The sequence below is a fragment of the Posidoniimonas polymericola genome (assembly GCF_007859935.1).
In the GTDB taxonomy this organism is placed as follows: Bacteria; Planctomycetota; Planctomycetia; order Pirellulales; family Lacipirellulaceae; genus Posidoniimonas; species Posidoniimonas polymericola.
The window spans coordinates 104,932-126,797 of the sequence record NZ_SJPO01000003.1; the positions used below are offsets into that span (position 1 = coordinate 104,932).

Annotated in this window: 16 protein-coding genes; 10 read left to right on the top strand and 6 right to left on the bottom strand. The window is 67.7% G+C overall.

Annotated elements, in window-relative coordinates:
* Window positions 1–116: 116 nt before the first annotated feature.
* Together Pla123a_RS07130 and Pla123a_RS07135 are read left to right on the top strand one after the other, a co-directional pair.
* Window positions 117–1,652 (top strand): glycoside hydrolase family 43 protein, encoded by a 1,536-nt coding sequence (locus Pla123a_RS07130; protein ID WP_197527767.1) that lies wholly within the window; start codon window positions 117–119, stop codon window positions 1,650–1,652.
* A 38-nt stretch (window positions 1,653–1,690) separates the two neighbouring features.
* Window positions 1,691–2,413, top strand: a complete 723-nt coding sequence (locus tag Pla123a_RS07135; RefSeq protein WP_146585338.1) for a TerC family protein — start codon at window positions 1,691–1,693, stop codon at window positions 2,411–2,413.
* Between the two features lie 112 nt (window positions 2,414–2,525).
* On the opposite strand, the gene Pla123a_RS07140 is transcribed toward Pla123a_RS07135, so the two are convergent.
* The 3 genes from Pla123a_RS07140 to Pla123a_RS07150 all read right to left on the bottom strand — a co-directional run bounded on the left by Pla123a_RS07140 (window position 2,526) and on the right by Pla123a_RS07150 (window position 7,364).
* Window positions 2,526–3,968: a DUF1501 domain-containing protein gene (locus Pla123a_RS07140; RefSeq protein WP_146585340.1), complete on the bottom strand. Its 1,443-nt coding sequence runs from the start codon at window positions 3,966–3,968 to the stop codon at window positions 2,526–2,528.
* Between the two features lie 7 nt (window positions 3,969–3,975).
* Window positions 3,976–6,339 (bottom strand): PSD1 and planctomycete cytochrome C domain-containing protein, encoded by a 2,364-nt coding sequence (locus Pla123a_RS07145; protein WP_197527768.1) that lies wholly within the window; start codon window positions 6,337–6,339, stop codon window positions 3,976–3,978.
* A 566-nt stretch (window positions 6,340–6,905) separates the two neighbouring features.
* The gene (locus Pla123a_RS07150) at window positions 6,906–7,364 is read right to left on the bottom strand and encodes a hypothetical protein (RefSeq protein WP_146585344.1); all 459 of its coding nucleotides are present in this window, start codon (window positions 7,362–7,364) and stop codon (window positions 6,906–6,908) included.
* Between the two features lie 641 nt (window positions 7,365–8,005).
* On the opposite strand from Pla123a_RS07150, the gene Pla123a_RS07155 reads away from it, so the two are divergent.
* The 4 genes from Pla123a_RS07155 to Pla123a_RS07170 all read left to right on the top strand — a co-directional run bounded on the left by Pla123a_RS07155 (window position 8,006) and on the right by Pla123a_RS07170 (window position 11,340).
* On the top strand, window positions 8,006–8,848 hold the full coding sequence (locus tag Pla123a_RS07155) for a DUF480 domain-containing protein (RefSeq protein WP_146585346.1): 843 nt from the start codon (window positions 8,006–8,008) through the stop codon (window positions 8,846–8,848).
* A 95-nt stretch (window positions 8,849–8,943) separates the two neighbouring features.
* Complete coding sequence (locus tag Pla123a_RS07160; RefSeq protein ID WP_146585348.1) at window positions 8,944–9,990, top strand: bile acid:sodium symporter; 1,047 nt, start codon at window positions 8,944–8,946, stop codon at window positions 9,988–9,990.
* A gap of 424 nt (window positions 9,991–10,414) precedes the next feature.
* Window positions 10,415–11,107 (top strand): ribose-5-phosphate isomerase RpiA, encoded by a 693-nt coding sequence (rpiA, locus tag Pla123a_RS07165; RefSeq protein ID WP_146585350.1) that lies wholly within the window; start codon window positions 10,415–10,417, stop codon window positions 11,105–11,107.
* 32 nt (window positions 11,108–11,139) lie between these two features.
* Window positions 11,140–11,340 carry a hypothetical protein gene (locus Pla123a_RS07170; RefSeq protein WP_146585352.1) on the top strand — a complete coding sequence of 67 codons (201 nt, stop codon included), beginning with the start codon at window positions 11,140–11,142 and terminating at the stop codon, window positions 11,338–11,340.
* Between the two features lie 826 nt (window positions 11,341–12,166).
* Here the strand turns inward: Pla123a_RS07170 and Pla123a_RS07175 are convergent.
* From Pla123a_RS07175 to Pla123a_RS07185, 3 genes are all read right to left on the bottom strand, one after another.
* Window positions 12,167–12,625 (bottom strand): DUF2262 domain-containing protein, encoded by a 459-nt coding sequence (locus Pla123a_RS07175; protein WP_146585354.1) that lies wholly within the window; start codon window positions 12,623–12,625, stop codon window positions 12,167–12,169.
* A gap of 73 nt (window positions 12,626–12,698) precedes the next feature.
* Window positions 12,699–13,382, bottom strand: a complete 684-nt coding sequence (locus tag Pla123a_RS07180; protein WP_146585356.1) for a DUF2314 domain-containing protein — start codon at window positions 13,380–13,382, stop codon at window positions 12,699–12,701.
* Window positions 13,383–13,517: 135 nt separating this feature from the next.
* On the bottom strand, window positions 13,518–16,220 hold the full coding sequence (locus Pla123a_RS07185) for a protein kinase domain-containing protein (protein WP_197527769.1): 2,703 nt from the start codon (window positions 16,218–16,220) through the stop codon (window positions 13,518–13,520).
* Between the two features lie 166 nt (window positions 16,221–16,386).
* Between Pla123a_RS07185 and Pla123a_RS07190 the strand changes: the two genes are divergently transcribed.
* The 4 genes from Pla123a_RS07190 to glnD all read left to right on the top strand — a co-directional run bounded on the left by Pla123a_RS07190 (window position 16,387) and on the right by glnD (window position 21,864).
* A complete protein-coding gene (locus tag Pla123a_RS07190; RefSeq protein WP_146585360.1) occupies window positions 16,387–16,947 on the top strand; it encodes a cob(I)yrinic acid a,c-diamide adenosyltransferase in 561 nt (186 codons plus the stop codon).
* A 159-nt stretch (window positions 16,948–17,106) separates the two neighbouring features.
* Complete coding sequence (locus Pla123a_RS07195) at window positions 17,107–18,567, top strand: ammonium transporter (RefSeq protein WP_146585362.1); 1,461 nt, start codon at window positions 17,107–17,109, stop codon at window positions 18,565–18,567.
* 157 nt (window positions 18,568–18,724) lie between these two features.
* A complete protein-coding gene (locus Pla123a_RS07200) occupies window positions 18,725–19,063 on the top strand; it encodes a P-II family nitrogen regulator (RefSeq protein WP_146585364.1) in 339 nt (112 codons plus the stop codon).
* A gap of 158 nt (window positions 19,064–19,221) precedes the next feature.
* Window positions 19,222–21,864 (top strand): [protein-PII] uridylyltransferase, encoded by a 2,643-nt coding sequence (glnD, locus tag Pla123a_RS07205; protein WP_146585366.1) that lies wholly within the window; start codon window positions 19,222–19,224, stop codon window positions 21,862–21,864.
* Window positions 21,865–21,866: the final 2 nt, after the last annotated feature.

The following is a 21,866-nucleotide window of genomic DNA, read 5'->3' on the forward strand; positions in this document are numbered from 1 at the left end:
TGACCCGACTCATTTACTCTTCCAAATTCGAGACTCCCGTGAGAAAGCTCTTCATTGTTGCTCTGTGTTTGTCCGCAGCCTCTCCACGCTTAGCGGCCGCGGAACAACCCGGTGGCGTGACCCGCAATCCCGTAATCTGGGCCGATGTGCCCGACATGGCGATCCTGAGGGACGGCGACACGTACTACATGAGCAGCACCACGATGCACATGTCGCCCGGCGTGCCGATCATGAAGTCGCACGACCTCGTCGACTGGAAGCTGGTCGGCTACGCGTACGACACGCTCGACGACGCCGACGCGCTGAACGTGGAGAACGGCCAGTCTGCCTACGGCGCCGGCTCTTGGGCCAGCAGCCTGCGGAAGCACGACGGCGTCTACTACGTCACTACCTTCTCAGGAACCACGCGTAAGAACTACGTCTACACGACCGACGACATCGAGCACGGGCCGTGGAAGAAGCAGTCGTTCGAGCCGATGCTGCACGACCACTCGTTGTTCTTCGACGACGGCCGCGCTTACATGATCTACGGCGGCGGCGATATCCGGCTGGTGGAGCTCAAGGCCGACCTGTCGGGCGTGAAGCCGGGCGGGGTCGATCAGGTTATCGTCCGCGACGCCGGCGCCGTGGCGGGCGGTCGGCGGGGCTTGCCGGCAGAGGGATCGCAGATGGTCAAGCACGACGGCCGCTACTACCTGTTCAACATCACCTGGCCGCGGGGCGATATGCGGACGCAGATTGTCCATCGGGCCGACCAGCTCACCGGACCGTACGAGGGCCGCGTGGTGCTGCACGACCAGGGCGTCGCGCAGGGCACGATCGTCGACACGCCCGACGGCGACTGGTACGCGTTCATCTTCCAGGACCACGGCGCCGTGGGCCGCACGCCGTGGCTCGTGCCGGTGCGTTGGGAGGACGGCTGGCCGGTGCACGGCGTCGATGGCAAGGCGCCGCGCGTGCTTGACCTGCCGGCCGACCCCGACGGCTTGGCCGGCCCCGATGGCCTGTCTGGAATCGTCGCCTCGGACGACTTCGAGCGGGCCGCGGGCGACCGGCCGCTGCCGCTCGCCTGGCAGTGGAACCACAACCCTGTGAATGAGCTGTGGTCGCTCGACCAGCGGCCCGGCTGGCTGCGGCTGACGACCGGCCGCGTGGACCAGACCCTGGTGCAGACCCGCAACACGCTCACGCAGCGGACCTTCGGACCGGCGTGCTCCGCCACGGTCAAGCTCGACGCGTCCGGCCTGCGGGACGGCGATGTCGCCGGGCTCGGCCTGCTGCAGCGGCAGTACGGGTATGTCGGTGTTCAGAATGACGGCGGGCAACTGGCGGTGGTGGCCGTGGCGGCCGAGCGGTACCAGCCGAGCGAGCAAGCGCGGACGCCGATCGACCAGCCGGTGGTCTACCTGCGAGCAGAGTGCGACTTCCGCGATCGAGAGGGTGGCCCCGGCTGGGTCGACCGCGGCGGCTTCGCCTACAGTCTTGACGGCCAGGAGTGGAAATCGATCGGCGACCCCTTGCCGATGGCGTACACCTTGCCACACTTCATGGGTTACCGCTTCGCGCTGTTCAGTCTGTCGACCAATACGCCGGGCGGTCACGCCGACTTTGACGACTTCACGATCAGCGACCAGCTTCGCGCCGGGGAATAACGCGGCGCGGTTGCCGCTCCCCTGGATCCCGCTGCAACATGCCCGACTTCATTGCTACGCTGCTGCTCCTGATCGCGCTCGAGCTGGTGCTCGGCGTCGACAATATTGTGGTGATCTCGATCATCGTTTCGCGGCTTCCGGAGCAGGCCCGGCAGCGGGCCCGGGTGATCGGCTTGTCGCTGGCTCTCGCGGCTCGGCTGGTGATGGTGGCGGGATTCTCCTGGGTGCTGTCGCTTGAGGAGCCGATCGTGCTGGGCATGTCGGTCCGTGATTTGATCCTGCTGGGCGGCGGCGGGTTCCTGATGTGGAAGGCGGTCCGCGAGATCCACCACACGGTCGAGCTGATCGAGGACGAGCCGGTCGAGGTCGCCGCCCCGCGGCGGGCGATGGCGTCCGCGATCGGCCTGATCCTGGTGCTCGACATGGTGTTCGCGCTCGACTCGGTGATCACGGCGGTCGGCATGACGGACAACCTGTGGGTGATCGCGTCGGCGGTGATCGCATCGTTTGTGGTGCTGCTGTTCGCGGCCGGCCCGGTCGGCGACTTCGTGATCAACAACCCGACTTTCAAGATCCTGGCGCTGTCGTTCCTGATCACGATCGGCATCGTGTTGATGCTTGAGGCCATGCACCACGAGGTTCCCAAGGCGTACATCTACCTGCCGATGGGCTTCGCCACCTTCGTGCAGCTCTTGCAGTGGCGGCTGCTGAAGAACAAGTCGCGGAAGGGCGAGCCTGTGGTGACCGCGAAGGCGGAGTGAGCTTGTCCCCCTCCCCTTGATGGGGAGGGGAGTTGGGGTCCCGCCTGGCCGCTGGGCGCCCCCACCCCGGCCTCTGCCCTAGGGACGGGCCCAGAGGGGGAGGGTGATCCTACTAGGCCAGCACCTCGCGCACGACCCGCGCTGGCTCGACGCCGGTGAGCTTCAGATCGAGGCCCTGGTGCTTCACCGCGAAGCGGGCGTGGTCGACGCCCAGCAGGGCGAGCATCGTGGCGTGCAGGTCGCGGACGTGAACTGGGTTTTCGGTGGCGTGATAGCCAAAGTCGTCGGTCGCGCCGTAACTGACGCCCGGCTTAACGCCACCGCCGGCCATCCACATGGTGAAGCCCTTGATGTGGTGGTCGCGGCCGATGCCCTCGCTCCCCTTGTTCTGCACCATTGGCGTGCGGCCGAACTCGCCCCCCCAGATGACCAGAGTGTCGTCCAAGAGGCCGCGCGACTTCAGGTCGTCGACCAGGGCCCAGCAGGGGCGGTCGGTCGAGCCGGCGCTGATCGTCATGTTATTTTTCAGCCCGCCGTGATGGTCCCAGCCCTTGTGGTAGAGCTGGATGAAGCGGACGCCGCGCTCGGCGAGCCGACGGGCGAGCAGGCAGTTCGAGGCGAACGTGCCGTCGCCCGGCGTGGCGCCGTACTTCTCGAGGACGCTCCGCGGCTCGTCGGAGCAGTCGGCCAGCGTCGGCACCGAGGCCTGCATCCTAAACGCCAGCTCGTAGGCCGCAATGCGGGAGTCGATCGCCGGGTTGGCGGTCTGCTGGTTGCGGTGCGCGTCGAGTTGGGTGACGCGGTCGATCAGGCGGCGCTGCGACTGGCGGTCAACCCCGGGCGGGTTGCCGACGTAGTGCACGACGTCGCCCGTCGCGTTGAACGGCACGCCCTGGTGCCGGCCCGGCAGGAAGCCGGCCGACCACTGCCGCGAAGACAGCGGCTGCGGGTTGCGGCCCGAGTGGCTCATCAGCACCACGAAACCGGGCAGGTTGTCGCACTCGCTCCCCAGGCCGTAGTTGACCCACGACCCCATCGACGGACGGCCGCTGATCGCCGTGCCGGTGTTCATGAACGTGTGGGCCGGGTCGTGGTTGATCTGCTCGGTGACCATCGACTTGATCACGGTGATGTCGTCGGCCAGGCGGGCGGTGTGCGGGAAGAAGTCGCTCACCTCCAAGCCGCTCTGCCCGTAACGCTTGAAGCGGGTCATCGCCCCATGCGCGATCAGCTCGGTGCCCTGCAGCTGCGCTATCGGCTGGCCGGCGGTGATCGACTCGGGCATCGGCTGGCCGGAAAGCTCGGTGAGCTTCGGCTTGTTGTCGAACGACTCCAAGTGCGACGGCCCGCCCGCCATGCAGAGGAAGATTACCCGCTTGGCCTTGGGGGCAAAGTGCGGCAGCCCCGGCAGGCCGCCGAGCAATGCTGCGCCGCCCGCTGAGGGGCTCGCCGAGGCGGCCGCGTCGCGGGCGAGCAGCCCGGCCAGCGCGGTCGCGCCGATCCCGACGCCCGTGTCGCGGAGGAAGGTGCGGCGGTTGAGGAGGTTGGGGTGCATAGCTGGTTCAGTTCCGGGTGATCGTCTCGCCGAGGTTCAGCACGGCGCGGCAAGCGAAGGTCCACGCGGCGAGCTCGGGCGTTGCTATTCCTTGGGCCGCCTCGCTCAGCCCGACGCCGAGCAGCCGCTCGGCTTCTTGCGGCAGGGCGGTGTAGTGGTCGCGTTGTTCGTGAACCAGCGACAAGATTGCCTTGTGCTCAACCTCGTCGGCCGGCCGTGAGACAGCGCGGCGGAACAGCTCGTCGACCCGGGCGTCGTCTTCGCTAGCGGCGGCGAGGGCCTCGGTCGCCATTACGCGGGCCGCCTCGACGAACGTCGGGTCGTTGAGCAGGGTGAGGGTTGCCAGCGGGGTGCTCGACCGCGGCCGGCGAGCGGTGCACTCCTCGCGGGTCGGCGCGTCGAACGCCTTGAGCATCGGGTGCAGGTACTGCCGCTGCCAGTGCACGTAAACGCCGCGGCGCCACTGGTCGGCGTCGGTGCTCGCCTGGTACTTGCGGCGAGGGAAGTTGAGGTGCTCGTAGTAGTCGACCGGCTGGTACGGCTTGACGCTCGGGCCGCCGAGCTCGTTGATCAGCAGGCCGCTGGCGGTCAGCGCGTTGTCGCGGATCATCTCAGCCGGCAGCCGGAACCGGCCCTGCCGCGCGAGCAGTTGGTTCGCCGGGTCGCGCTCGAGCAACTCGGCCGAGGCGTACGACGACTGCCGGTACGCCCGGCTCATCGCGATCTGCTTCATCATGTGCTTGACGTCCCAGCCAGATCGGACGAATTCGACCGACAGGTTGTCGAGCAGCGCGGGGTGCGTCGGCGGCTGGCCCTGGCCGCCGAAGTCGTCCATCACCGACGCCAGGCCCTCGCCGAACATCAGGCCCCAGAACCGGTTGGCCATCACCCGCGCGGTCAGCAGACCGGCGCCCCGATCAGGGTCGACCAGCCAACGGGCCAGGTCGAGCCGCGTCGCGCGGCCCGGCAGCGGGCGCCAGCCAAGCGACTCCGGCGCCGCCGGCGGGACCACCTCGCCTGACTCGTCCTGCCAGTCGCCGCGGCCCAGCACCCGCACCTCGCGGGGCGTGGTCGACGCCGAGATAGGCATGCTTACCGGCTTGGCGAGCCGCTTGCGTAGCGTTGTTAGCGCGGCCAGCTCCTCGGGCGACGCGCCGGCCGCCGTGAGCTCGGCGATCTGCTGCTTGATCTCTGCGAGGCGCTGCCGCTGGTAAACGCTCTGGACCGGCAGCTCCGGGTTGCGTGGGCTTGGGTTCCGGTTGAGGTTGCCGTAAGGGTTGACGAGGTGCTCCTCATCGTCGACATCGGCGAAGAACGCGCCGAGCTGGTAGAACTCCTTGATCGACAGCGGGTCGAACTTGTGGTCGTGGCACTGGCAGCAGCCCATCGTGGCCGCCATCCAGACCTGCGACACGTTCCGCACGCGGTCGGCCTGGTAGATTGCGCGGTACTCCTTGAGCTGCACGCCCCCCTCGTGCGAGGTCTGCAGCAGCCGGTTGTAGCCCGACGCGATCCGTTCGTCCTGGTCGGCGTCGGGCACGAGGTCGCCGGCGAGCTGCTCGATGGTGAACTCGTCGAACGGCTTGCTCGTGTTGAACGCGTGGATGACGTAGTCGCGGTACGGCCAGACGGTTTGGTTCTGGTCGCCGTGGTAGCCGACCGTGTCGGCGTACCGCACGAGGTCGAGCCAGTAGATCGCCATCCGCTCGCCAAATCGTGGCGAGGCGAGGTGCTGATCAACCATCTGCTCGTAGGCCGCGTCGGTCGGGTGGGCGGCGAACTTGTCGACCATCTCTTGGCTCGGCGGCAGCCCGGTCAGGTCGAACGCCAGCCGCCGCGCGAGCGTGACCGGATCGGCCTGGTCGGAAGGCGAAAGCTCTTCCCGCTGCAAACGGTCGAGCACGAACCGGTCGATCCAGTTGGCGGGCCAGTCGGTCGCGTCGGCTGCATCGCCGGGTGGTGGGGGCTCGGTCCACTTCGGAGGCACGTACGCCCAGGCGGGGGCGTAGGGCGCGCCGGCCTCGATCCAGGAGCGGAGCGTCTGCTTCTCTTTCTCGGTGAGGTCCTTGTGCGCCTCGGGCGGCGGCATGACGAGCCCCTCGTCGTCGGCGAAGATCCGAGTGAGCACCTCGCTTTCGCCGGGCGCGTCGGCGTCAATCGCCCGGAGACCGCCGCGGTCCGCCTTCGCCGCGTCCTCGACATCCAGCCGCAGGTCCGCCGCGCGGTGCGCCGAGTCCGGCCCGTGGCACTGGAAGCACTTGTCCGACAAGATCGGCCGCACCAGGGCGTTGAAGTCGATCTCGCCGCGCGCGCCGCCAACGAGGGTTAGCATGCTGGCAGCAGCGAGGAGCGTTGTGGTCCGAGTGGGCATAGCGTGAACGAGGAGGAAGCGAGCAGGGGCACGAGCGTGACTCCTCCATGCTAAGTGATCGCCGCGACGTTTTGAACCGAAAACGGCGCGAAATCGGAACCCGCTTGGGTACAGAAATTCGGGAATAATGCGGGGATTCGTTCGGTTGATGCAACGGTGGGGTGGCAATTTAAACTGCGAGCGGTCTACTCGGCGCCAGCGGTGTCGCTGAGTCGCTTAGCTCGCCAGTGTCTGCTCGCTTCGGAAGCGATGGGGCCCAGTTGGTCGGGCCCATCGCGGTCGAGGTTAAGGGCACTGGGGTGTAGTGGGAATAGCTGGCGAAAAGGCCGCAGTTGCAATTGGTGGGCGGTAGTAAACCAGTACCACGAGTAGGTTCCGACGAGCCGCGGCTTTACTCCACGCGGATTGGGTGTGCGTTCGACGTAGCTGAACGAGTGGTCTGCTCGGAGAAACAACTCGAATCGTTGTTCGGGCCCCGCAGACTCCCCTTGATTGGGTGGAGCATCGTGCGCGAGTCTCCACCGCCCCACCAGCGACTGGTCCCGCGGGTTGGCGCGCGAATCAGTTTATGCCCAATAGTCGAGGATGAGGCTAGCGATGCGGCCGCACTCCGGGACTCGTGCGGACGCCTCGCTCGCGGGTTTTACGGCGCCAATCGCTTCGAGAACGGCTCGCACCTCGGGGTCGCGGTAGTTTGCAAGAGACCAAACTTGGCCTTCTGTTCCCTTTGCTGATCCGCGCGACGATTGCGAGTCGACTAAGTAGGCGCGAGCGTCTATCAAAGCACGTTTGCGCTGCTCGCTATCGGCGGGCACGATCACCCCGAAAACGATCATGTCGGCTTCCTTGACTTGATCGGGGTGGCTTGCGCGGTCCCAGGTGTCCAGAGAAGTGCGCCAGAGGGCGCCTCCCAAGCGTCGCTCCACCGAGGCAAAGTAGTCGCTATACCTGTAGTCCCCGTGATGGAGCACGAGCTCGAGATTGTCAGGCTTGGCGCTCGTAGGAAGGCGCAGGTTCTTGTTCATACGGTCGATGACTGCTGCAACAATCGTCTCCGCGTCATCGATAACTCACCTGTCGGCGGTGATTGCCGAATAGTGGCTGTAGGCGAGTGGGTGGTCTAAGTCCACGAAGCGTTCCGGCCAACAATTGCCCTCTTCCCTTCGCAGAAACACGAGCCATCGGCCCGTGCGCTCTCGATCGCTCCTGCTGAGCGCCTGGAGAGATGGAGGAGGACCGGCCGCTAGCTTCACGACGCTCCAGGGCGGCGGCGAGTCCTCCTTGGCCGTATCGGCCGACACTCCTTCGTAAAGGTAGATCGCTTCGCACAAGTCGATGAGCCACTCGATCCTTGGCTGGATGCTGGTGTTGAGGTCCGCATCTGCGGTGCGGCAGGAAATCGCCAGCAGGGCCAGAGTGGCGACGCCTAGGCTGCTTTGATGGGTAGGCTCTAAGGGAATTCCTCGAGCTTTTTCGCCGGGCGTCGACCTCCAGACTACAACGTAGACCCAGTCGCAAGCCCGCGTCAAATCGGGTAACGGCGATCAAATGGTTCTCTGTTGCAAGGGCGTTCTGCCCCTGCTTCGCCGGCGCCAACCTTGCTGCTTAGGCCCCGGCGCTCTAGGATTTCTGGCTTCTCCAGGACACTCCTACAGCGAGCAACAGGATGCAGGCAGTCGACCCCACCGATGGACCCAAGTGGCAGGCGATCGAGCGCAACGAGCGGCGCGTGCTCGGCGTGCTGGTCGAGAAGGCCAAGACCACGCCGGCGGGCTACCCGCTGTCCCTCAACTCGCTGCGGACCGGCTGCAACCAGAAGAGCAACCGCTTCCCGGCGATGGAGCTCGAGGAGCACCACGTCGAGGACGCGGTCGAGGGACTGCAGAAGCTCGGCGCCGTGACCCGCCTGCAGGGCGACGGCCGCACCGAGAAGTTCCGCCACCACGCCTACGAATGGTTCGGCGTCGACAAGTACGAGCTGGCGGTGATGACCGAGCTGCTGCTCCGCGGCGCCCAGACGCTCGGCGAGCTCCGTGCCCGCGCGTCGCGGATGGAGGCGATCAAGACCCAGGGCGACCTGCAGCCGATCGTCGACGCGCTGGTCGAGCGCGGCCTGATTATCTACCTCACCCCGCCCGGCCGCGGCGCGATGGTGACCCACAACCTGTACCAGCCGCAGGAGCTGGAGAAGGTGCAGCGCGAGCACGGCGGCGGCCAGGTCGTCGCGCAGCCCGCGCCGACGCCCTCGCCAGCCCCTCAGGCCCCAGCCAACCCGCCACCGACCTCGGCCCGACCGAACGAGGCGCCATCGGCCGCGCCCGAGATCATGCAGCCCGGCTTCCGCGAGGACCCGCCCCGCCCACCGGCCCCATCCCCATCGAACGGCGACTGGAAGGCCGAGGTCGACAAGCTCCGCGGCGAGCTCGCCGAGCTCCGCGAGGAGTACAAGAGCGAGGTCGCCGAGCTGCGGGCCGAGCTCGAGGACGTGCTGCGACAATTGACTGGGTAGCCCCGCCACCCAGGCCAGCGCAGACTCGCCCCGCCGCCGCGTGGTACGATAGTGCCACTGGCCTACCACACCACCCACCTACGCCCGCAGCGCCGATGGCGGAACTCGCCGAGCGAATCCGACGCAACTTCCTCTGGTTGCTGCTGCCGACGTACCTGATCGCCTACCTGCTGCCCGGCCCGGGCGTGTACGCCGCGAACCTGCAGTGGAGCCGCGGCCTGCCCGAGGCGGCCGCCATCCGGCTGCCGATGCTGCTGGTCGCCGTGCTGCTGCTGAACGCCGCGCTGGAGGTCAACACCGACGCGCTGCGGGGCGTGTTCTCGCGGACCCGGGACTTGCTGATCTCGCTGGCCGCCGTCTGGCTGGCACCGGCGGTAGTGGTGATCATTGCCGGGGCGCTGTTCGCGTTCTCTGGTTCGGAGGGGGGCGGCGGGCTGCTCCTGGGGATGATCCTGGTCGCCGCGATGCCGGTCGCCAACTCGTCGGCCGGCTGGACGCAGCAGTCGGGCGGCGCGCTCGCCTGGGCACTGGCGTTGGTGGTGCTGTCGATCCTGCTCAGCTCGGTGGTGACGCCGGGGATGATCCGGCTCTTGGGGATGTCGCTCTCGGCGAGCGAGGTCAACAGTGTCGAGGAGGTGGTCCACCGCTTCTCCGGCGTGGCGTTCATTGTCTGGGTCCTGGCGCCGACGCTGCTGGGGCTGTCGATCCGCCGCGTGGTCGGCGAGCAGCCGGTCCGCTCGATCCGCCCCGCGCTGCACCTCAGCACCTCGGCGGCGATCCTCGGGCTGAACTACCTGAACGGCTCGCTGGTGCTGCCCAAGCTGTTCCCCCTTACGGCCGACGGACCGCAGTCGCCCGAGCCGGCGCTGCTGATCGCCGCGCTGTGCGGCGCGGTGTCGCTCTGCCTGGTCGGCCTGCTGGCGGCCCAACTGCTGACCCACTGGCTGAAGTGCGACGACCGCGACCGCCTGGCGCTGAAGTTCGCGCTGTCGATGAAGCACACCGGCCTGGCCCTGGGCCTCGCCAGCACCGTGCTGGCCGACCACCCCGACGCCATCCTGCTGATCATCCTCACCACGCCCATCCAGCACCTCATCGCCGGGCTGGTGAGCAAGCGGTACGGGGTGGAGTCGGACGAGTAGGGTCGCAGGATTGCATCGATAGGGTGCCGGGGGCGCTCCCGCCAGGGAAGCCCCCGACGAGGTACCTACCGTGGTCGGCTGACTATCGGGGGCTTCCGCTGTCGCGGAGCGCCCCCGGCGCCCGCCCTCTCGCCAACGAACATTGCTCACCCCAGGGCCGCCCCCCTCCCTAACCCTCCCCACGAGGGGGAGGCGAGTTGCTGCCAGCCCGAACGACGAGGCGAGCAGAAATGGGGACTGGCTCGCCACCCTGTCGAGGTCGGATTCTGATGGCGGTGACCCGTCGCGTGCCTGTCCCCTCTTCTGCGGTAGATGAACGGCAGCGGGCCCCGGCTGCCCCTGCGGCGGCCGGTCGGGTATGCTCGCCCGTTTCTCCTTCGACCCTTTCGACTGGCTCACTCGACCGACCCTCCGCAACCGACCCATGCCCGACCAAGCCCCCGACCAAGCGAACGAGAAGCAACTCGCCGCCGCAGCCGCTGTCCAGGAGCTCGCCGACGGCATGGTCGTCGGCCTCGGCAGCGGGTCGACCTCCGCGCTGGCGATCCGGGCGATTGGCGCCGCGGTGAAGGGCGGCCTCGACATCCTCGGCATCCCGACCTCGGTCGCGTCGGAGCAGCTGGCCCGCGAGCTCGGCATCCCGCTCACCACGCTCGACGAGCACCCCGCCGTCGACCTGACGATCGACGGCGCCGACCGCTTCAACGACTCCCTCGACCTGATCAAGGGGGGCGGCGGGGCGCTGCTGCGGGAGAAGGTCGTCGCGGCGGCGTCGAAGCGGTTCATCGTGATAACCGACGCCTCGAAGCACGCCAACCCGCTGGGCGGCTTCCCGGTGCCGGTCGAGGTGATCCCGTTCGGCGTGCAGCCGGTGCTGCAGCGGTTCACGGACCTCAACCTCAACCCCGTGATCCGCCAGACCGCAGCGGGCGTCCCCTTCATCACCGACGAGAACAACCTGATCGTCGACCTGCAGATCGCTGCGGTCCCCGACCCAACTAAGCTGGCCGAGCAACTGGTCACCCCTGGCGTGGTCGAGCACGGCCTGTTCATCGGCCTGGCCGACGAGGTCCTGATGGGCGTGGGCGGCGGGGTGCAGCGGTTCACGGCTTCGTAGCCAGCGGGTTCCAAACCTGGAGAACGCCGCCGATGTCGCTCCCGATGAAGATCGACTCCATCCGCTGGCACGCCGGCGGCGTGTTCGTGATCGGCATCGCGGTCACCCAGACCCTGTACGGCTGGGTCGGCAAGGGTTTCTTCTGGATGCACGTCTACCCGGCGATGCTGTTCGTGTCGTCGTTCTTCTTCTTCTGGGTCGGCATCCGGGCGTGGCGGTACGAAGAGGACTGACTGTCGGGGTGGTCGGCGCCGCTCGACGGTTTTGTCCGAAATATCGATCGGAGGGGACAAAACCCCGGCCGTGTCCGGGCTCGGCGATTGATTTCACGCTTGTATCGCAGGGTTTCTCCACGTGATTGGGATTGGTCCCGGCGGGTTTTGTCCGCCGTGTTCAGTGGCGAGTCGCACGGGGCAAGACCCTCGCGCAGCGGCCGGCGGATCCTTCGCCCGCACGAGCTCTGACCCACCGCGCAGCAGACCGCGGCGGTCCTCGCTCGGAAGAAGCGAGCCGCGACGCGGAACGGCGCCGGGGCGCCACAGACTGCTGGGAACAGGCGCCACCGAGCCAGAATCGACCCCTATTGGACCCCACCCGGCGGCCCATTTCCACAACGAAATGGCGATAAAGCGGCGCCCGTCAGCCACGGCTAATACTAGCCCGACGCGCCAGCGAAGGATCCGCACCGCGACGCTTTGGAGGCTGGTGGCGCCGCTTGTCGGTGGCACTGTCCAGCTCGCTGGCAGTGGCACCAGGCGCCAGCGAGGGGACCGCACCATGACACTTTGAAGGCCGGTGGCGTCGTTTGCTGGTGGCACTGTCCAGCTTGCTGGCAGTGGGATGTGGGTACTGGGTTCGCACTGCCAGACGAGCTGGCAGTGGCACCAGCGCCGCTTGCGACAAGTGCCGACGCCGGCGCAAGCGATGCCTCAACCCGATCGGCCTCTTGCGCTGCGCACACCGACGATCGTTCGGCTGCGTGGCAAGAGCAGGTCGAGTCTATCGCGAACGACCGTCGGTGCTAGCCGGCTGCCATTCTTACGCCGCGGCCTTTTGTAGCTAGCCGATGAATTCAAACTCCGCGATTTGACCGAGGGCGTCACCCAGAATCTTGAGATCATGGTCTCCTGGTACGACGCGGCCTGTCTTGTACCACAGGTAGATCTCGCCATCGCTGTAAGCCTCCATGGAGTAGACCTTCAGGGTCTTGTGGAGCTTCTCTAAATCGATTGGCGCTAGATCATCGAACTCGCGCATCCGATTGACCGCTGGGAGTACGTGCTGTTTGATGTACGCGTCGATTCTCGCACGGGACGACTTGGTTCCCTTGCAGAACCGCTTGGCGAGCTTGGCGGCAAGAGCCAGATCGCCATGGCTATCGGTGTTGAGAGTCAAGCCAATGCGGCGGTCCCACAGCGTGGTCTTGCCGTTGTACGCCGCGGTAGAGTCGTCGAACCTGCCGAAGAGCCGAAGCCTGCCGAAAGTTGGGTCTTGGATCTGATTCGGGTAGGTGGGCATAGAAGCAATAGGCAATTATGTCAGTCTGGTAGGTCAGGCTGTGCCTGACGCCTTCCCAGTCGGAAACGGAAGGCTAGATATAGTCGGTGGCGCCGATGTGTCGGTCGAATTCAATTTGCTCGGCGTCCGACATCTGAGCACGTTGGTAACGAAGTGAGAACCCACCAGAGATTCGGCCGTTCTGATTGACCATCCAATCGAGCACCTCTGACGGCGCCACGGTGTGCCGGTCGCCAACCTTGTGGATTGAGGGCTCATCCGGTACTTCGAAGAACTCTCCGGAAAAGTTGTCGCCCTCGACAGCCACATAGTTGAGCCACATCAGCGCACTGTTGTCACCGTCGGTAATTCTCGTTTTCACGAGCGCGTCGGGTCGTGGTGTGCCATCGACGGGCAGAAACTGGCGAAAGAGCACCAACGACTCCTGAGCGTCCCGAATCGTCTGTTGGTAGGCCGGGTCGTCTGCGCGTGCGTGATAGAACCGCGGCCCTGGATCGAGGTCTGGTTGGCGGCCCATCTCACGTCGAGCGACTTGCCAATCGTGCCAGCAGTTTTCCGGATCCACGTCGCGATAGCCGCGGCTATCGTCCATTCTGCGAGCGTCACCGACCTCCATCATGATGCAGGCCGCGTTGTCGCGGATTGAATGAACCTCATCCTTGGTGAGCGGAGATCCCTTTTCGTCTTCAGCGTGAACCAGTACCGCTACCAACGCGGGCATAAAGTAGGGCACGAGATCGTCGCTGTCTGATGCCATAATGACTCTCTGTGAAGAGCAGCGTGTTGTGAGTCAGGCTCTGTCTGACGCCAGTCCGTAAATAGCTACGGAAACCGCGTCAGGCACAGCCTGACCTACATCCTTGGCGACTTGGCGTCTTGGCGGTTCAACCACCTACGGCTCAGGCTCCTGAATAATCACCAGCCACTTCGCGTCCGGCTGGGCCTGGCTCGGCACGTCGACCGGCAGGTAGCCGCCCCAGTACTTGGCGCCGCTGCGGCCGAGCAGCTCGGGGTAGCCCTCCAGCACGCGGTCCTCGCTGCGGTAGCGGTCGCCCTGGATGGACGCCTCGATCTCCTTCAGCGTCGGCTCGGGCAGGCGGAACGCCCGCTTGAAGCGGTCGAGGTCGGGCGTGTGCAGGATCAGGCCCTTCTCGGAGACCCCCTCGACCTCGCCCTGGCGGAGGTCGACCAGCACCAGCTCGAGCGGGCGGGTGAGCATCTTGCTGTCCTCGAGCAGCTTGAAGTCGCCCAGCTCGATCGACATGCCCAGCACGCCGAGCACCTTGCGGTCCTCGGGGCGGCGTTCGCCGTTCTCGATCGGCACGCTGAACGCCACCTTCAACTGGTTGGTGCTGTCCGACCGGTAGACCGATGACAGGTGCGGGCCGGCGAGCGGCTGGGGCCGCTCGGCGTCGTCCGGCAGTCCGATGCCTTGGCCGTGGAAGTAGTCGCGCTGCCAGTAGGTGTTGCCGATCGAGTCGCTCGCCGGCGAGCGGGCGATCTGCTGGCCGGTGGCGTCGGTGATGAACCAGCTGTTGGAGGGCAGGTTCTCGGCGTGCTGCAGGAACTGCTGGTCGATGAGCCGCTGCACGCCCTGCCAGCTGTCGGGCGAGTCGGTCAGCGCGAGCATCGCCTGGCGGAGGTCGGCGTTGTTCGCGAAGCCCTGCAGCGCGTTGATGCGGCTGGTGATCTCGCCGTCGAGCTGCGGCGCCATGGCGGCGGCCAGGTTGGCGAGCTGGTCCTTGCGCTGCGCGCGGTTGCTGGCCTGCAGGCCGGCGATGGTGCCCCACGCGAACAGGCCGACGCCAACCAGCACGGCCAGCGTGGCGACCGGCCCGGCCCAGCGGCGCCAGGCGGGGCGGGCGTCGTTGTACGAACGCCAGCTGCCGGCGTCGATCCGCCGGCGGCCGCTCACGGTGTCCCGCCCGCGGTCGGAGCCGGCCCGGGTGTCGCTGTGCCCGCCGCCGACGGTCGCGGCGTCGTGGTCGGGCGCCTGGTTCTGCCTGATGAGCGTGGCGAGGTCGGCGCCCGCGGCGAACGGGGCGAGCGCCTCGGCGACTTCGGCGGGCGACTGGTAACGCGCGTCGGGGCTCTTGGCCATCATCCGCTTGAGGACCGCGTCGAGCGCCTTGGGCACGTCGTTGCGGACGCGGGCGCTGGGCGGGGCGAGCCGCTCGTGCGCCCGCTCGGGCTTGAGGTCCGAGTCGTAGTACGGCGGGCTGCCGGTCAGCAGGTGGTACAGCGAGCAGCCGAGCGAGTAGATGTCCGAGCGGATGTCGACGCTGGTCGTCTTCCACTGCTCGGGCGACATGTACATCGCCGTGCCCATGGCGCCGTGGTCCATCTGCGTGAGCCGTGGCTGGTCCTCGTCGATCAGCAGCGCGAGGCCGAGGTCGAGGATCTTGACCAGTGGCTCGGGCGGCGATTGGGCGGCGTCGAGCTCGGACGAGCGGCGCTGCTCCTCGAGCGTCAGCATCAGGTTCGACGGCTTGATGTCGCGGTGCACCATGCCCTGGGTCGAGATGTATTGCAGCCCGACCGCAGACTGGCGGATCACCTCGCACGCGTCGGCGATCTCCAGCGGGCCGGTCTTCTTGACCAGGTCCTCGGCGCTGACGCCGTGCACGTACTCCATCACCAGGTAGTGCGTGGCGTCGGTCGGGGCGGACGAGTCGACCGCCACGACGATGTTCGGGTGGTCGAGCGCGCCGACCGCTTTGATCTCGCGGTAGAACCGCCGGATGATGCCCTGGTTGCCCGACTCCAGGAAGTGCGGCTTGATGACCTTGATCGCCCGCACGCGGTCGAACTGCACGTGGTGCGCCTTGTAGACGTCGCCCATGCCGCCGGCCCCGAGCAGCTGGTCGAGCTCGTAGTTGCCCAGCCGCCGCTTGGCGGGCGAGCTGCGGTGCGGCTGCAGGCGGGTGGCGGCCCCGGCCGAGCCCCCCTGCTCGGAGTACTCGGTCAGCCCCATCGTGGCGGGCAGCACGGTCCAGTCGCGGCGGTCCGCGGCCTTCGGCTTGTCGCGGGTGGGGCGGGGCCCGGCGTCGTCGTACAGGAGCTCGAACACCTCGACCCCGCCGATGCCGCGGAGGTCGCGCTCGCCGTGCGGGTGGAAGCTGACCCCCTCGAGCCCGGCGTCCTTCAAGAGGCCGAGCGCGGCGGCCGAGATCAGGATCTGCCCGCCGGTGGCGTAGTCGTTCAGCCGCGCGGCGTAGTCGACCACGCGGCCGATGAAGTTGTCGGGGTCGCTCGGGTCGGCCTGGGGGAAGCCGACGTGCAGGCTCATGCGGACCTGCACCTGGTCGCCCTGGGGCGTGTTGATCGGCGTTTCGTGGTGGGCCTGCTGCACCTGCACGGCCCAGGTGGCCGCGGCGATGGTGTTGCTGAACACCAGGAAGTGCCCGTCGCCGGCGGTCGAGACAACGCGTCCCCCCTCGGCCTCGAGGCCGGCCTCGATGCGGCGGCGGTGCGGCGACAGGATGCTGCCGACGTACGCCACGTCGCGCTCGGCGTCGCTGCGGCCCGCCATCTGCCCCTTGAGCGTTACCGACTGCACGATGTCGGTGAACACGAATGTCTTCATCTCGGACATGGCGTCGGCGTGGGAGGGGCAGGGCGGCAGCCCTTCTTTATAGCATTCTGCGTGCCGGACAGCGACCACGGCTTGCCCAGGGTCCCACCCCTTGCGGGGAGGGCTACGCATGTGGAGAGTTTTAGGAGAGGCCACCCCATTCTTACCACTAGCCGATCCCCTACTTATGAAGATCTACACCCGCGGCGGCGACGAAGGAGCCACCGGCCTGTTCGGCGGCAGCCGCGTCGGCAAGAACAACGCCCGGATCGAGGCCTTTGGCGAGGTCGACGAGCTGAACGCGGCGGTCGGGCTGGCGCGGGCGCAGCTAGCGGCGACGCTGTCCGACAGCCAGGAGCTGACGCAGCTGCTGTCGTCGGTGCAGCACCACCTGTTCGACCTTGGCGCCGAGCTCGCCACGCTCGAACCCGAGGAGAAGGGGACCGCGCTGCTGCAGCAGGCGGCCATCGACATGCTCGAGGGCGCCATCGACCGGCTCGAGAAGGACCTGCCCGCCCTCCGGAATTTCATCCTCCCCGGGGGCGACCTGGCGGCCTCGCACCTGCACCTGGCGCGGTGTGTCTGCCGGCGGGCCGAGCGGCGGGTGGTCGCCCTGGCGCACGTCGAGCCGATCCGCAGCCTGCCGGTCGCCTACATCAACCGGCTGGGCGACCTGCTGTTTGTCGCCGCCCGCTGGGTGAACCAGGCGTCGGGCCAGGGCGACGTGCCGTGGCAGAAATCGAGCTAGTCCGGGCCCCGCAATCGCTCGCCACTTTACGCTAGCATCGCCCCCGCTTATCCTGGCACGCTCGCAGACCAGCGGGCAGCGGCGCAAGGACGTGGCGCCGCGGCAGGCGGCCGCTGCTCGGCGAACAGTGCGGAAACTTTTCTGAATCGGAGGACTCTTATGATGGCTTGGTGGACCCACCGCCGGTGTCTGTTCAGCTTCCTGCTGCTTGCGTTTGCCGCGATCGCCGTTCCTGCTTTTGCGCAGGACGCTCCGGCAGCCGACGAGGGCTCCACGCTCGAAAGCCCCACTCTTGAGAGTCTGGCCGCCGGGGTCGACGAGGCCAAGCTCGCCGGCCACAACGCCTGGATGCTCACCAGCTGTGCGCTGGTGCTGTTCATGACCGCGCCCGGCCTGGCCATGTTTTACGGCGGCCTGGTCCGCAAGAAGAACGTCCTCTCGGTGATGATGCAGTGCCTGTTCCTGATGGGCCTGATGACCGTGCTGTGGTCGCTGTACGGGTACTCGCTCGCCTTCGGCGGCGACAACCCCTACATCGGCAATGGCGACTACTTGTTCATGAACGACGTGCAGCAGTTCTGGAACGAAGAGACCAACTCGCCGGAGACGCCCATGGAGGGCGTTATCCCGCGGCTGACCCACATGCTGTTCCAGGGCATGTTCTTTATCATCACCCCGGCGCTGATCTGCGGCGCGTTCGCCGAGCGGATGAAGTTCAGCGCGATGGTGCTGTTCAGCGTGCTGTGGGGCACACTGGTCTACTGCCCATTGTGCCACTGGGTGTGGGGCGGCGGCATCCTGGCCTTCGATGGTAAAGCGTACGCCAACCCGGATATCGCCACCGCTTCCTGGGCCGGGGGCGCGCTCGACTTTGCGGGCGGTACGGTGGTGCACATCAGCTCGGGCATCTCGGCCTTGGTGTGCGCGATCATGTTGGGTCGCCGCAGCGGCTGGGGCCACGACGACATGCGTCCCCACAACCTGACCTACACGGCGCTCGGCGCCGCGATGTTGTGGGTCGGTTGGTTCGGCTTCAACGCCGGCAGCGAGCTGGCCTCCGACGGCCTGACCTCCAGCGCCTTCGCGGTGACGCACTTCTCGGCCGCGGCCGGGGCCGTGGCGTGGTCGCTGTACGAGTGGCTCACCCGCGGCAAGCCGAGCGTGCTCGGCGCCGCGTCCGGCGCGGTGGCCGGCCTGGTCTGCATCACCCCGGCGGCCGGTTTCGTGCAGCCGATGCCGGCGCTCGCCATGGGCGCCGTCGCCGGCGTGGTGTGCGCGATCGCGTGCGGCATGAAGAGCAAGTTCGGCTACGACGACGCGCTCGACGCCTTTGGCGTGCACGGCGTCGGCGGCACGTTGGGCGCCATCCTGACCGGCGTGTTCGCCACCCGCGCGTGCTGGGACATCGCCGACGGCGCCAAGCTCGGCCTGATCGAGGGGGGCTCGGTGCTCAAGGGCCAGATCGTCGCCACGCTGGTCACCTGGGTGTTCAGCGTCGTGATGACGGTGGTGCTGCTGCTGATTGTCAAGGCGATCACCGGCCTGCGGGTCGACGAAGAGACCGAACGCCGCGGCCTGGACATCAAGGAACACGAGGAGGAGGGCTACCTGCTGCTGTAGCCCCCACGGACCCGGAATCGGGCGTCCCAGGGCCCGCGGCTCCAGGCAATGGCGCCGGGCTCTGGGTCCGCCGCCCCGGTATGCTAAGATACACGCGGGGATACCGTGCCGCCGGCCGCCCGGATCGCCTCCCCGGCAACCCACGGAGTGAATCGCTATGAAAAAGATCGAGGCCATCGTCCGCCACTACAAGCTGGAGGACGTCAAGAATGCGCTGTCGGAACAGGGCGTTTCCGGCATGACCATCACCGAGGTCCGCGGCTTCGGCCGCCAGAAGGGCCACACCGAGATGTACCGCGGCACCGAGTACGCCGTGGACTTCGTGCCGAAGGTCAAGGTCGAGGTCGTGATCGACGACGATCGCCTGCAGATGGTGGTCGACACCATCCTCAAGGCCGCCCAGACCGGCCAGATCGGCGACGGCAAGGTGTTTGTCTCGGAGCTGACCGAGACCATCCGCATCCGCACCGGCGAGACCGGCGGCGAGGCCCTGTAGCCCTCCTCGCTGCAGCCCACCACGCCGTGGGCTCTCCAGTTGTGTCACCGAGTTAGCTAGCCCGCGATTGCGGGTCGCGGGTTTGGGATTGCGGATCCCGTGAGGCCAAGGTTCGCACCCGCATCGTCCGCCACCCCCAATCCGAAATCCCAGATCCGTTGCCCCCCGACAGCTCACCAGCGCCGCGACTCCGACAAGAGCTAATCGAAGCGCGTGAGCAGCTGGCCGCGGGGCGCGACGCCATCCGCAAGCAGCACGACCTCGGCATGCCCGGCGTGCAGGTAGGGCGGAAGCTCACCGCGCTGGCGGACGCCGCGCTGCAGCGGGTCGCCGAGTCGGCGCTTGCCGACTTCCCCCGCCCGGTCGCCGACCGGCTGCGCGAGCGGGCCGTGCTGGTCGCGCACGGCGGCTACGGCCGCCGCCAGATGGCGCCCTTCTCGGACGTCGACGTCATGCTGCTGCACCAGGGCCGCGTCGACCGCGACGTCGAGCGCTTTGCCCGCCGCATCACGCAGGACGTGTTCGACATCGGCCTCCAGCTCGGCCAGAGCCTCCGCACGGTCGACGAGTCGATCCGCCTGGCCCGGCAGGACGCGGTGATCGCGTCTTCGCTGGTGGAGTCGCGGCCGCTGATCGGCTCGGAGCCCGTGATGGATGAGTTCCGCGACAAGTTCCGCCGCATGATCGGGCGGCGGGTCACGGCCCAGTGCGCCGACTTTATCGAGGCCCGCCGCGCCGAACGCGACAAGTACGGCGAGACCGTCTACCTGCTGGAGCCGAACGTCAAACGCTCGCCCGGCGCGCTCCGCGACCTGCACTTCCTCCGCTGGCTGTGGTTCGCCCACGCCGGCGAGTCCGACCTGGAGCGGCTGCGCATGCGGGGCGTGATCTCCAAGTTCGACCACCGCCGGCTGGTCACCGCCCGCGACTTCCTGATGCGGGTCCGCAACGAGCTGCACTTCCACGCCGGCCAGGAACGCGACCTGCTGATCCGTGTCGAGCAGGTCCGCATCGCGGAGAAGTTCGAGTACTACGGCTCGGCCGGCCTGCTGCCGGTCGAGCGGTTCATGCGCGACTACTTCCGCCACGCCGGCCACGTCAGCTTCCTGGCCAACCGGATGACCGAGCTGTCCGCGCCGAAGCCGACCGTCGAGCGGGTGTTCGACTCGGTCTTCACCCGCCGGGTCGAGGCCGACTACCAGCTCGGCACGCGTGAGATCTCCGCGACGCAGCAGGGCCGCGCGAAGCTGGAGCGGCACGCCGGCGAGGCCCTGCACCTGCTGGACCTCGCCCGGGTGAGCGACCTCCGCGTCGCGCAGGACACCAACTACCTGGTCTACCGCTCGGCGCCCAACTACTCGAACGAGGTCACGCCGGAGCGGACCCGTCAGTTCCTCGATGTCCTCGAGAACCCGCACAGCCTGGGGTGGCTGCTCCGCCGCGCGCACGAGCTCGGCGTGCTGGAGAAGTTCCTGCCGGAGTTCGGCCGCGCCCGGTGCCTGCTGCAGTTCAACCAGTACCACAAGTACACGGTCGACGAGCACAGCATCCGCGCCGTCGAGGAGGCGACCCGGCTGCTCGACCAGCGCTCCCGAGTGGGGTCGGTCTACGCGGCGTTCGACCGGAAGTGGCTGCTGCACCTGGCGCTGCTGATCCACGACCTCGGCAAGGGGCAGGAGGAGGACCACTCGATCGTCGGCGAGCGGATCGCCGGCGAGACCGCCGAGCGGTTCGGCCTGTCCGCCAGCGACCGCGACACGCTCATGTTCCTGATCCGCGAGCACCTGAGCATGAACCGCATCGCGCTGCGGCGCGACATCAGCAACCCCGACACCATCCGCGCCTTCGCCAACCTCACCCAGACCACCGAACGGCTGACCCTGCTGTACCTGCTGACCACGGCCGACATGTGCGCCGTCGGCCCGGAGGTGATGACCAAGTGGAAGGCCGACATGCTCGGCTCGCTCTACACCCGCACGCTGTGGCTGCTGCAGCCGGACGAGGACGACCCGTCGACGCGTCGGGCTGCCCGCCGCGCCGCGTCCTGGCAGGCGTTGTCCAAGCAGCAGCAGGGCGACCCCTGGTTCAAGCGTCAGCTCGACGCGATGCCGGAGTCGTTCTTTGCGTCGCACCAGCCGCGCGAGGTGGTCGACACGCTCTCGCGGCTCCGTTCGCTGACCGACGGCCGCGGCGCCGCCTGGGGCAGCTACCAGTCGTCGCTGGGGGCGGTCGAGTACCTGGCAGGCGTGCACAGCGGGTCCGGACGCGGCGTCTTCTCCAGCATGGCCGGCGCGCTCAGCGCCGCGGGCCTCAAGATCAACCAGGCCGAGACCGCCATGCTGTCCGACGACCTGCTGCTGCTGCGGTACGTCGCCCAGGACCCCGACGCGCCGACCGGCGCCGCGCCCGAACGCATCTTCCAGATCTCCCGCGCGATGGAGCGCTCCATCGACTCCGACGCCCCGCCCAAGTTCCGCCGCGTCTGGGGCGCCGAGGCCGCGCAGTCGCAGGCCGCCCTCAGCAACCAGCCGCCGGAGGTCCGGCTCGACGCGTCGCTGACGAACAGGTGGCTGATTGTCGAGGTCTTTACGATCGACCGCCTCGGGCTCCTGTACGAGCTGGCCCGGGCGCTGCACGAGCTCGGCCTGGTGATCGGCTTCGCCAAGATCGGCACCTCCGGTGACCGCGTCGTGGACGTGTTCTACGTAAGCGAACGCGACGAGTCGAAGCCCGAGTCCGACCACCGCCTGCAGGAGATCCGAGCGCGGCTGGAGCAGGTCATCGGCGCCTCCGATTCCTAGAC